Raw genomic sequence first — 12,463 nt, forward strand, 5'->3', positions numbered from 1 at the left:
CGCTGATTGATCGTGTCTGTCCAAGCGAATATGCGCTTCACAAACAAGTCTGTGGCTCAAGGGACGAGCTTATAGCCGCCTGCCTCAGTCACCAGAAGCTCGGCATTGGACGGGTCCCGCTCGATCTTCTGACGCAACCGGTAGATATGCGTTTCCAGAGTGTGGGTCGTCACGCCGGAGTTGTAGCCCCACACTTCATGTAAGAGCACATCCCTCGTGACCGGTTTCTCGCCGGCACGGTACAGGAACTTCAGGATCGAAGTTTCCTTTTCTGTCAAGCGCACCTTCGAGCCATTGTCTTCCTGCATGACCTTTGCAGCCGGGCGGAAGGAATAGCGACCGATGGCGAATGTTGCATCTTCGCTTTGCTCGTGCTGGCGCAAATGGGCGCGGACACGGGCAAGCAGCACTGCGAACTTGAACGGCTTGGTGACATAGTCATTGGCGCCAGCCTCAAGGCCAAGGATCGTGTCGCTGTCCCCGTCGTGTCCGGTCAGCATGATGATCGGAGCCTTGAACCCGTTTTTGCGTAGGAGCTTGACTGCTTCACGGCCATCAATGTCCGGCAAGCCGACATCCATCAAAAGAAGGTCGATGTGCTCTTCCTTGGCCATGCCAATTCCGGAGGTCGCCGTGTCCGCCTGAAGGGTCTCAAATTCGTCGTAAAGGGACAATTGTTCGACAAGCGCTTCGCGCAGTTCAGTATCATCATCGACAATCAAAATGGTGCGGGCGGTCATCTTGTCGGGTCCTCGCCAAAAATCTTCAGTGTTCACGCGGGTTTGTGCAATCTACACAAGCGCGTTGCCGTCTCTATGTGCGCGGGAAAGTGTCGCCTTACAAGCAGGGTCCCGTCAATTCTTCTTCACGCGGGCTTTAGCTCCGGTTTATCAAGACCTTTTACGGCACCGAACAAACAAGCAGGATGAACCATGCAGGAGAGCACAAAACCGGCAGATATCCTCGAGGTTCACGCATTACCGCGCGACCGGACCAAAGGAATTCTGCGATGTGGATCGATCACAGTTCCGTGTGCATTGGGCCGTTCCGGCATCATCACACGCAAGCGGGAAGGGGATGGAGCGACCCCGACCGGGACGTTCGAGCTTCTGCAGGTCTACTATCGTGCAGACAGAAGCCAAAGGCCGCAAACGGTTCTTCCCCTTGAAGTTTTGAAGCCCGAACTCGGCTGGTGTGATGATCCGGGCCATCGCCGCTACAATCGTCTGGTGGACTTGCCGTTTCAGGCCAGTCACGAGAAAATGTGGCGTGAGGACAGGCTGTACGACATCGTCGTCGTTCTGGATTGCAACATGTACCCGCCGGTCAAAGGCAAGGGCAGCGCCATCTTCTTCCATATCGCCCGGGAAGATTACCGGCCGACGGAAGGTTGTGTCGCGGTCTCTCCGCAGCATATGCGGCTCATCCTGTCGAAAGTCTCTCTAGGGTGCCGCATGGAGGTGCGGGGATAGGGCACAGCCTGCGCTAACAAAAAGCCCGGCGCAGCGCACCGGGCTTTTGGATTTGCATAGACCAGACGGCGTTTAGACCCAGGGGCGGCTTTCGCTCATCTTGTCTTCAAAAGTGTCGATCTGGCCGGCCTTTTCCATGGTCAAGCCGATGTCATCGAGACCGTTGATCAGGCAATGCTTGCGGAAGTGGTCGATCTTGAAGGCAATGTCGCCGCTCTCCAGGCCCTTGATCTCCTGGTTCTCCAGATCGATCGTCAGGGTGAAGTTGGCGCCGCGCTCTGCAGCATGCAGCAGCGTTTCCAGTTCGTCTTCAGAGACCTGGATAGGCAGAATGCCGTTCTTGAAACAGTTGTTGTAGAAGATGTCGGCGAAGGACGTGGAAATCACGCAGCGGATACCGAAATCCAGCAGCGCCCATGGCGCGTGTTCGCGGGATGAGCCGCAACCGAAGTTGTCGCCTGCGATCAGGATCTTGGCATCGCGGTACGCAGCCTTGTTCAAAACGAAGTCGACATTTTCAGACCCGTCGTCATTGGTGCGCATTTCATGAAACAGCGCAGTGCCGAGACCGGTCCGCTTGATCGTCTTCAAGAACTGCTTCGGGATGATCATATCCGTATCGATGTTGACGATCGGCATCGGTGCTGCGACCCCGGTGAGGGTCTCGAATTTTTCCATGGTTTCCTCTCCTGAAAACGGGTTCCAGCCCGATCACCTCAAGCAGCAAGACTTGTGGTCTGATCAACACCGAGCATGAGATTGAGGTTCTGGACGGCTGCGCCCGACGCGCCTTTGCCGAGATTGTCGTAAACGGCAATGATGGCTGCCTGGGCCCGCGCATCGTTGGCAAAAACATGCAGCCGCAGCCGGTTGGTGTCGTTCAACGCCTGCGGATCTAGATCATCGGAGCGCTCCAGACCATCCAGTGGCGCAACATCGACAAAACCGCCAGGCGCAGCTGCGAAGTGATCGGCCAGAGCAGCGTGTATCTGCTCGCCAGTGGGAACCTTGTCCAGACGTGCAAGATTGAGCGGCACCACGGTCAGCATGCCCTTGTAGTAGTTGCCGACAGCCGGGGTGAACAGCGGCGCGCTGTCCACAAGGCCATATTCGGTCATTTCCGGCAGGTGCTTGTGGTTGAAGCCCAGCGCATACGGGGCAAACATGTTAGCGCTGGCGCCTTTCGCGTCGTAATCCGCGATCATGCCCTTGCCTCCGCCCGAATAGCCGGAAATCCCGTTCACTGTGACCGGAAAGTCTGCCGGGAGGAGACCAGCGGCAATCAGCGGGCGCACAGCAGCGATTAACCCCTGCGGCCAGCAGCCCGGATTGGCGACTCGCATGGCAGCCGCAATGATGTCAGCCTGGTCGGCGTCCATTTCCGCAAAACCATAGGCCCAGCCATCGGCGACCCGATGGGCGCTGGATGCATCAATCACGCGTGTCGTGTCGTTTTCGATGAGCGCAACACTTTCCTTTGCAGCCGCATCCGGCAGGCAAAGGATCGCAACATCTGCCTTGTTCAGGTAGTCTTTCCGGGCAGCCGGATCCTTCCGGCTGTCTTCCGGAATGGAGAGCAGCTCTATGTCGCGGCGCATGGCGAGGCGCTCGCGGATTTGCAAACCCGTCGTGCCAGCTTCACCATCAATAAATACGCGCGCGGTCATGACCCGCTCCTCTCCTCAAGTTCGAGAATTGAAAAACGAGTGGGTCATACACCCAATCGTGGGATTTGTCACCGGTTCGGCGCGCCCCAAGACCTCAACGGGCCATTGAGTGATACTCATCATTCGGGCGCATGTCGCTGGCAGCAGCAACCCGGTTGGTCATATTGAAGAAAGCGGCAACGGAGGCAATGTCCCAGATATCCCGGTCGCTGAACCCGGCATCCCGCAAGCCCTCCCGGTCGCTTTCCAGGATCTCCGCGGGCTTTTCAGTCAGCTTCACCGCGAAATCGAGCATGGCACGCTGCCGGTCTGTCAAATCAGCGACACGATAGTTCATCACCATAAGCTCACCGAGCACCGGATCGCCGGACAACTCGCGCACAGCCGCACCATGAGCTGTGAGGCAATAAAAACAGCGATTGACGGAGGATACCGCAACGGCAATCATCTCTCTCTCAAGCTTGCTCAGTCCGCAGTCCGCAAGCATGAGGTCGTTGTACATGTCGGTGAAAGCGCGCAGCTTGGCGTCATCAAAGGCATAAGCCTGGAGCACATTCGGAACCAGGCCGAGCTTTTCCTGACACAAATCGAAATAGGCCTGCGTTTTTTCACTTAATGTTACATTTGAATCGATTTGCAAGGCAGTGACTTTACTTGACAATTCGGGCCTCCCGTCCTGAAACAATTGTGTCGCGAATATAAAACGATAGCACGCGGCTGAGCCAAACCAAATGACCGCCCAAGGGGAAAAAAATGCCCGACAAGCACGACGTCGAGAAACTCAAGCTGATCGACGCGGTCCACCAGAAACTCTCCAAGAAAGATCCCAATCTCGCTGAATTCGTGAACGCCTTTTATGACCGGGGCGCGGCCGAAGATCTGGTGACCTATTCGGCGGAAGAGCTGACCGGGTTCGCCATGGATGCATGGCAGGACTTCCAATCGCACGATTTGGGCACCCACAGGGTGAGCATTTCCGATCCAAGTTTCAAAACGAAGGGCGGTAAAACCAAAAACCTGACCGTTATCGAGATCGTCAACGACAACATGCCGTTCCTGGTCGACTCGGTTATGGACGAGCTCCAGGACAGCAAGCTGGAAGTACACTTGGTCCTGCATCCGATTTTCATCGTTGAGCGGGACGAGAAGGGTGCCCTGATATCTGCCATCGGCCGGAAAAAGCCGGCGAAGCGGAAGGACCGTCAGGAAAGCCTGATCCATATCCACGTCACCCGTATTGACGATGCCGAACAGCGCGAAGCACTAGAAACAAGGCTCAACACGGTTCTGAACAACGTTCGCTCTGTTGTGAACGATTTCAAACCGATGCAGGAACGCCTCGGCGAAGCGATTGATACCTACAAGACAACGCAAATCCTGGGCAGCAGTGATGAATTGTGGGAAGCCATCCATTTCCTGGAGTGGATGGAGAAGGACAATTTCATTTTCCTCGGCATGCGGGAATACAAGTTCGAAGGCGGCGTTGAAGAGGGTGAACTCTCTCCTCACGAGGGAACTGGCCTCGGCCTTCTCACGGATCCCGATGTTCGGGTCCTGCGCCGCGGCTCCGAGTTTGTTCAGATTACCCCGGAAATCCGCGAATTCCTGAAAAAACCCGAACCTCTGATCATCGCAAAGGCCAATGTGAAGAGCACGGTGCACCGCCGGGTTCATATGGACTATGTCGGGGCCAAGCTCTACGACGACGACGGCAACATGATCGGAGAGCTCCGCATTGTTGGCCTGTTTGCATCAACTGCTTACACTGAGCCTGTCAGCACCATCCCGTTCCTGCGCCGCAAGGTGGCGAGTGTATTGGCGCGAGCCGGCTATCATTCAGAAAGCCATTCAGGACGGGCACTCAGAAACGTTCTTGAAGCTTTTCCGCGCGATGAGCTGTTCCAAATCGACCGCGACCGTCTCTTTGACTTCTCAACAGCCATCCTGCAACTGGACGAACGGCCGCGCATCCGTGTTCTGTCACGCCCGGATAAGTTTGATCGATATGTGTCGATCCTGGTGTTCGTGCCCAGGGACCGCTACACGACCGAAGTCCGGTTGAATGTCGGGACATATTTGGCCTCGGTCTATGAGGGGCGTCTTTCGGCCTGGTATGTAACTTATCCGGAAGGTCCGCTTGCGCGGGTTCACTATATTGTTGGCCGCGACAAGGGAGAAACGCCAACTCCACCACAAGAAGAACTGGAAGCCGCCGTTGCAGATATGGTCCGAAATTGGCCGGATGCGGTGCGGGGTGCGCTTGCCGCAGAATTTGCACCCGCCCAGGCCCGCCAGCTCGCCGACCGCTACGCGCTCGCGTTCCATGGCGGCTACAAGGAAGTCTATAACGCTCAGTCCGCGCTGTTCGACATCGTTCAGCTCGAAACGCTGAGCGACACCCGCAGCACCACAATTACTTTCCACCGTCCGGTCGGCACAAAGGACAACCGGCTGGCGCTCAAAGTCTATCACCGCGGTGCGCCGATCCCACTGTCCGCCCGTGTTCCACTGCTGGAGAACATGGGTTTCAAGGTCATCAATGAACGGACATACCGGATCACGCCGACCAACGCACCGTTCTCATACCTCCATGAGATGACCCTTGAAGCCCACACTGGAGACAGCATCGATTTCAGCGATGCTCTGCAGAGCCGGCTGGAAAGCATGTATATGGCTGTCTGGACTGGACGAGCCGAAGATGACGGGTACAACCGCCTTGTCATGAGCGCCAGTCTCGCGTGGCGCGATGTTGCGATCCTACGCGCACTGTCAAAATATCTACGGCAGGCCGGTATTCGGTTCTCCGAAGACTACATGTGGTCGACGCTGAACAACTACCCAGCCATCGCCTCAACTCTGGTCGATTTGTTCCATCTGCGCTTCAACCCGAACACATCGAAAGAAGACCGCGACGCAGGCGAGGAGCGGCTTGAAGCCGAATTCTCTGCAGCTTTGGAAGATGTCTCCAGTCTGGACGACGACCGCATCTTGCGGCGGTTCAAGAATGTGATTGAATCGATCCTGCGCACGAACTTCTATCAGCTTGATCAGGGCGGCCAGCCCAAGGCGACCTTCGCCTTCAAGATCGAAAGCCGGAAGATTGACGAGCTGCCGCAACCGCGTCCGTTCCGCGAGATTTTCGTTTACAGCCCGCGTGTTGAAGGGGTTCACCTGCGCTTCGGCATGGTTGCGCGTGGCGGATTGCGCTGGTCCGATAGACCGCAAGACTTCCGCACCGAAGTGCTGGGCCTCGTAAAGGCGCAGCAGGTCAAGAACGCCGTGATCGTTCCCGTCGGCGCAAAGGGCGGCTTTGTTCCAAAGCAATTGCCACCTGCGAGCGACCGCGAGGCCTGGTTCAAGGAGGGTACGGAGAGCTACAAGATCTTCATCAATGCGCTTCTTGATGTCACCGACAATCTGGATGAAGACAAGATCCTGCCACCGGACCGGGTTACCCGATTTGACGGCGACGATCCTTATCTTGTCGTGGCCGCGGACAAAGGGACTGCAACGTTCTCCGATACGGCCAATGCGATTTCGGAGGGGCGGGATTTCTGGCTCGGTGATGCGTTCGCATCAGGCGGCTCTGCCGGATATGACCACAAGAAGATGGGGATCACAGCTCGGGGTGCCTGGGAGGCGGTCAAACGTCACTTCCGGGAAATGAACCGAGACATCCAAACGGAGCCGTTCACGGCAGCCGGTGTTGGCGACATGTCCGGCGATGTTTTCGGCAACGGGATGCTGCTCTCCAAAGCGACAAAACTGGTTGCTGCCTTCGACCACCGGGACATCTTCATCGACCCGGACCCGGATCCGGAAATAACCTGGGTTGAGCGGAAACGCCTGTTCGATATGGGCCGCTCGTCCTGGAAAGACTACGACACGAGCCTGATTTCACAGGGCGGCGGCATCTTCTCACGGCAGCTAAAGTCGATCCCGCTGTCACCAGAGATCCGCGCCCTAATCAACCTCGACAAGGCAACGGCAACGCCTCAGGAAGTCATGATGGCAATCCTGAGAATGAACGTGGATCTGCTCTGGTTTGGCGGCATCGGCACCTACATCCGCGCGACGACTGAAACAGATGCCGACGCCGGCGACCGGGCGAACGATCATATCCGGATCACCGCGCCACAACTTGGCGCAAAGGTCATCGGCGAAGGCGCCAATCTTGGCCTGACCCAGCTTGCGCGGATCGAATTCAACAAGAGGGGCGGCCGTTGTAACTCCGATGCGATCGACAATTCCGCCGGGGTGAATTCCTCGGATATGGAGGTCAATATCAAGATCGCCCTCGGAGCCGCTGTAAAGGCAGGTAAACTCGACATCGAGCAGCGAAATGAACTGCTGGCCCACATGACCGATGAGGTCGCCGACCTGGTGTTGCGGAACAACTACTTGCAGACGCTCGCGATTTCCATGACGCATCTGCAGGGAATGGAAGACTTTGGCTATCAGGTTCGCATGATGCGCCAGTTGGAGCGTGAGGGTCTCCTGGACCGCGTCGTCGAGCAGCTGCCGGATGATGTCCAGCTCGATGAATTGCGCAATGCCGGGCAGCTGCTGACCCGCGCCGAACTCGGCGTCCTGCTGGCATACGCAAAAATCACCCTGTACGACGCAATCCTGGAGAGCTCGGTCCCCGATGATGACTACTTGGCGCGCGAACTCTTCCGGTACTTCCCGGACGAAATGGCCGCCGACTACGAAGGTGAAATCAACGGCCACCGTCTACGCCGGGAAATTATCTCCACCATGCTCGCGAACTCCATGGTCAACAGAGGCGGTGCGACCTTTATCACCCGCCTGATGGATCAGACCGGCGCGACAACGACGGAAATCGCCCAAGGGTTCGTTGCCGTGCGCAACAGCTACGGACTAACCGAACTCAACGGAGAAATTGACCGTCTCGACACCAAGATCGACGGTGAGTTGCAATTGGAACTCTATTCGGAGGTCCAATCACTGCTTCTGGAACGCGTTGTCTGGTTCAAGAGGAATGTGTCCTTTGAACAAGGACTGGCAGCCGTCGTGGAGCGGTTCCACGCTGGCATTTCAGACCTTCGCGATCGGCTGGAGAGCTTGCTTCCCGAAGAACCTGCGGCAGAGCTCAAAAGCCGGGTGGAAACCTACGTCTCGAAAGGGGTGCCTGAAGACCTGGCACGCCGGATTGCCTGGCTGCCGGTGGAAGGTGCCATTCCAGACATCGTGATCGTTGCGGAAGAAACCGGAGCGGATCTCGACAAGGCCGCGGTGGCATTCTTCGATGTGGCGCATCATTTCCGTCTCGGCGCAATGAGCGAAATGGCGGGTGATCTGGAAGTCCATGACTATTACGATGGACTTGCGCTCGACCGCGCCCGGGCAACGCTTGCATCGGCCCATCGCGCGATCGCCATCTCTGCGATTCAGACGGACGGTTTTGCCAATTGGCTGGAGAAAAAGCAGTCGGTTGTGAACCGGACCACACAGGCAGTCGCCGAAATTCTCGACGGCGGCTTGAGTGTGTCCAAGTTCTCAGTCGCAGCAAGTCTTCTTGCTGAGATCAGCGACCGGACATGATCTGGGCGGTCATAACCGCACCAGAGGCAGACTAACTGATAAAAAAGGCCGGGAGTTTCGCTACCGGCCTTTTTGGTTGATGAGTGCGCTTGGCTCCGGGCCGTGCCATGATTGACGCTAAAATTCTCAGAGATCCCAGGAGAGCAGATATCTGATGACCGCCGCATCTGATACAGCATTTGTAGGTACGGGCCGGCGCGCAATCGTAGCCTGGGGTTTCTTTGACTGGGCCGCACAGCCCTTTTTCACCCTCATTACCACCTTTGTGTTTGCACCCTATTTTGCGTCCGCATTGGCCGACAATCCCACGCAAGGCCAGAGCCTTTGGGGATATGCCACCGCTGCGGCAGGGTTGGGAATTGCGTTGTTGGCCCCAATCCTTGGCTCCGTTGCCGATGCAACCGGCCGCCGAAAGGTATGGATCTTCTGCTTTTCGATCCCCTTTCTCTTGTGTTGTTGGGCCTTTTGGTACGCCGCGCCGGGCAATCCACATGGCGTCATGATTGCCCTTCTTGCCTTTGCGATTGGAACATTGTCGATCGAGATCGCAGCGGTCTTCAACAACGCAATGATGCCACAGCTGGTCCCATCGACACATATCGGCCGATTGTCGAGTTTTGGCTGGGCACTCGGATATGCAAGCGGACTTGTGACACTCGTTATCGTGCTTGGATTTTTGGCCGCGAACCCTGACACCGGGCGCACGCTGCTCGGGTTCACCCCCCTGTTTGGCCTTGATGCTGCGACCTACGAAGGCGACCGCGCATCCGGGCCGTTTTCTGCGATCTGGTACGTGATTTTCGCTTTGCCGATGTTTCTGTTCGTTCCGGACGCTCCATCACGCGGAAAGATCGGAGCAGCTGTTTCCAAAGGCCTCAGTGATCTGCGGCACAGCCTTCGGCACGCACAGGAAAACCGCAATATCTTCATGTTTCTGATCGCAAACATGGTCTTCAAGGACGGTTTGGTCGCCTTGTTTGCCTTTGGCGGGATTTATGCGGCCGGCCAGCTCGGCTGGGGATCCATCCAGATCGGCACTTTCGGCATCATCTTGACGATCACAGGGACGCTTGGCCTCTTGCTCAGCGGCAAGGTGGACGACCGGTTCGGGCCCAAGATCGTCATCGCCTTTTCGCTGATCGTTCTGATGATCTGTGGACTGGGCATGATCTCCGTCGACAGAACAACGGTGTTCTTTTTCATTCAGACACCAGCCGCGCCGGAAGGTGCGTTGTTCGCGTCCCTACCGGAACAAATCTTCATCACTCTCGGCGCAATCATTGGCGCTGTGTCTGGTCCGCTGCAAGCGTCCTGCCGGAGCCTTCTCATCCAGTTGGCACCGAAAGATCTGATGACCCAGTATTTTGGTCTGCTGGCGCTCTCCGGAAAGGTGACCAGCTTTCTGGCACCACTCGCCGTCGCGGTTGTGACAGCTGCAGCTGATAGCCAGCGGGCTGGTATGTCCGTCATTCTGGTTTTCTTTGCTGTCGGCCTTAGTCTGCTGATGATGGTCAAAGAAAAACGCGCCGGGCAATGACCCGGCGCGCTTTCTCAATCCAAAAATGCTGAAGCTTAAGCGACGTCGCGAACCCCTACGAGGAAGTTGTCGACTTCCTGTTTCAGGCGCACAGCCTCGCTCTGCAGGACGTTGGCCGACTGGCTGACCTGACGAGCCGCGTTGCCGGTATCGTCCGCGGACGCTGCCACCTTGACGATGTTCTGGGCTACTTCCTGCGTACCGTTGGAGGCTTCCTGAATATTCCGCGCGATTTCCTCGGTCGCCAGCCCCTGTTGTTCCACAGAGTACTGAATGCTGGAGGAGATCTCGTTCATCTTCTCGATCGTTTCCGAGATGCCCTTGATCGCATCTACTGAACCTGCGGTCTCGGACTGGACCGATTGAATCTGCAGGGAGATTTCTTCGGTCGCCTTGGCCGTTTGGTTGGCGAGTTCCTTGACCTCGGCTGCAACAACGGCGAAGCCTTTGCCGGCTTCCCCTGCCCGGGCTGCCTCGATCGTTGCGTTCAGGGCGAGAAGGTTGGTTTGTTCGGCAATGTCCGTGATCAGCTTGACCACTTCACTGATGCGGTGCGCTGCTTCCGCCAGACCTTCGATCTTGGCATTGGTCGACTGCGCCTGATCCACGGCATGAGACGCGATCTCTGTTGATTGGGTCATTTGACGCGAGATTTCGCCAACAGACGCCATCAACTCTTCAGCCGCGGAGGCAACTGTTTCCACGTTGGAGGACGCTTCCTCGGACGCAGCGGCCACCGTCGTACTCTTCTCGCTGGTATCATCCGCGCCTGCGGTCAGGGTCACGGAAGCGCCGTTCAGATCCTCGACCTGGGACATGACTGTCGCGGTCAGTTCTGTGATCTTACGATCGAAGTCTTGCGAAATTTCGCTGATCTTTTGGGCGCGGGCGAGCTGCTGCCGCTGGGTCTCTTCCTGTTCGGCTGCCAAGGCTTCCGCCTGCTGTGCCTTGTCGCGGAAGACTTCCAGAGCCTTGCTGATCTCTCCGATTTCATCCTGACGATCCGTGTCATGGATCGGCTCTTCATAGCGGCGGTCAATCAAAGCCTGAATGCTGCCGACTGCACGCTCCAGCGGGCGACGCACAATGTTCGTACCCACAATATAGATCGAGGTTGCCACAACAAGCAGCAGAACAAGACCAACAACCGCGATCATGGTTATGATCTGCGTTGAAGCTGCGTTCAAAGTCGATACCGGTACGTTCACGACCACGGCCATTTTGGCGTCGGTCCGGCCAATGCTGACCGGCTTTACAATCCGCAAAACATCGGTGCCGAGTGTGTTTGAGTAGCCTTCATACACATAGCTCTCGCCATTCTTGACGGCTGCAAGCAACTCATCCTTGACCGCCAGATCGGTATCAGACCGCCCTTCGCTCCACTCTTTACCGAGGAGTGCACCGTCCGGATGCGCGATCCAGGATCCGTCTTGAGAGATCAGATGGACAGACCCTGTACCAAGCGGCTTTTGTTCACCCAAAGCACTCGACAAGGGAGTCAGCATGATGTCCCCACCGGCGACACCAATGACTTTCGAGCCCTCTTTGACCGGAATACCGAAGGACACGCCGGTCACAGTCTTTCCATCAGCTTCCCAGCTGTATGGCTCTGTCACATAGTCTTTGCCGGTTTCGTAAGGAACATTGAACCAGAGGCTTTTGCCGGGCTGATCCATTTCCAGATCACCCATCGGACGGTACCCGAGCTTGCCATCGGCGAGCCTGAAGAAATACGGCCGCCACATGCCGCTCTCGTCGTGCTTTTCAGCACTGACATATTCCGCGTCTTTACCGTCCAACCCATCGAACGGAATAGCACCCCAGGTACCAGAGAAGTCGACGTTCTTGTGCAACGTCTCTTCAACGATCGCCATCCACTGATTGCGATCCTGATTTCCTGTGCTTTTGAGGCCGGTCAGAGCAGCTGCAAGCGATTGAGCGGTGACAAGGCCGTTCTCCATGGTCCGCTGGACCAATTCCGCTTGATCCTCAGCAACGGCATCTGCTTGAGCGACAGCAAGAGATTGCGTCATCTGTGAGGCTTGCCAGCCAATGACCCCGATCCCACCGACCAAGGCCAAGGCAAGCGCTGCAACACTAACGCCTACGAGTTTTGTTGTGACCTTCGCATTTTTAAACACCGGATCTTCTCCGTTAGCCAATCGATTCGCCGCAGCAGTCGCACTGCTGCATTTGCGAACAAATTAACTTGCGGAGATTAA

At 56.7% G+C, this 12,463-nt stretch carries 8 protein-coding genes; 3 read left to right on the top strand and 5 right to left on the bottom strand.

From position 1 onward, the window contains the following. Positions 1 to 56: 56 nt before the first annotated feature. Positions 57 to 740, bottom strand: coding sequence for a response regulator transcription factor (locus tag RBB44_RS19630; protein WP_008195291.1), 684 nt, complete (start codon positions 738 to 740; stop codon positions 57 to 59). Between the two features lie 192 nt (positions 741 to 932). On the opposite strand from RBB44_RS19630, the gene RBB44_RS19635 reads away from it, so the two are divergent. Further along, the gene (locus RBB44_RS19635; RefSeq protein ID WP_306149225.1) at positions 933 to 1,472 is read left to right on the top strand and encodes a L,D-transpeptidase; all 540 of its coding nucleotides are present in this window, start codon (positions 933 to 935) and stop codon (positions 1,470 to 1,472) included. Between the two features lie 72 nt (positions 1,473 to 1,544). Here RBB44_RS19635 and leuD read toward each other — a convergent pair whose 3' ends face one another. The 3 genes from leuD to RBB44_RS19650 form a co-directional block, all read right to left on the bottom strand. Continuing rightward, positions 1,545 to 2,150 carry a 3-isopropylmalate dehydratase small subunit gene (gene leuD / locus RBB44_RS19640; protein ID WP_209176411.1) on the bottom strand — a complete coding sequence of 202 codons (606 nt, stop codon included), beginning with the start codon at positions 2,148 to 2,150 and terminating at the stop codon, positions 1,545 to 1,547. 38 nt (positions 2,151 to 2,188) lie between these two features. Continuing rightward, entirely contained in the window at positions 2,189 to 3,139 is a 951-nt protein-coding gene (argC, locus tag RBB44_RS19645; protein ID WP_306149224.1) for an N-acetyl-gamma-glutamyl-phosphate reductase, read from the bottom strand. A gap of 94 nt (positions 3,140 to 3,233) precedes the next feature. Beyond that, positions 3,234 to 3,800 carry a peroxidase-related enzyme gene (locus RBB44_RS19650; protein WP_209176413.1) on the bottom strand — a complete coding sequence of 189 codons (567 nt, stop codon included), beginning with the start codon at positions 3,798 to 3,800 and terminating at the stop codon, positions 3,234 to 3,236. Between the two features lie 92 nt (positions 3,801 to 3,892). Here RBB44_RS19650 and RBB44_RS19655 point away from each other — a divergent pair, with 92 nt between their 5' ends. Continuing rightward, on the top strand, positions 3,893 to 8,704 hold the full coding sequence (locus RBB44_RS19655; protein ID WP_306149223.1) for an NAD-glutamate dehydrogenase: 4,812 nt from the start codon (positions 3,893 to 3,895) through the stop codon (positions 8,702 to 8,704). A 154-nt stretch (positions 8,705 to 8,858) separates the two neighbouring features. Next, positions 8,859 to 10,241 carry an MFS transporter gene (locus RBB44_RS19660; RefSeq protein ID WP_306149222.1) on the top strand — a complete coding sequence of 461 codons (1,383 nt, stop codon included), beginning with the start codon at positions 8,859 to 8,861 and terminating at the stop codon, positions 10,239 to 10,241. A 35-nt stretch (positions 10,242 to 10,276) separates the two neighbouring features. Here the strand turns inward: RBB44_RS19660 and RBB44_RS19665 are convergent, their stop codons facing one another. Beyond that, positions 10,277 to 12,382 carry a methyl-accepting chemotaxis protein gene (locus RBB44_RS19665; RefSeq protein ID WP_306149221.1) on the bottom strand — a complete coding sequence of 702 codons (2,106 nt, stop codon included), beginning with the start codon at positions 12,380 to 12,382 and terminating at the stop codon, positions 10,277 to 10,279. Between the last annotated feature and the right edge of the window lie 81 nt (positions 12,383 to 12,463).

This window comes from Roseibium sp. MMSF_3247 (assembly GCF_030733765.1).
Taxonomy (GTDB): Bacteria; Pseudomonadota; Alphaproteobacteria; order Rhizobiales; family Stappiaceae; genus Roseibium.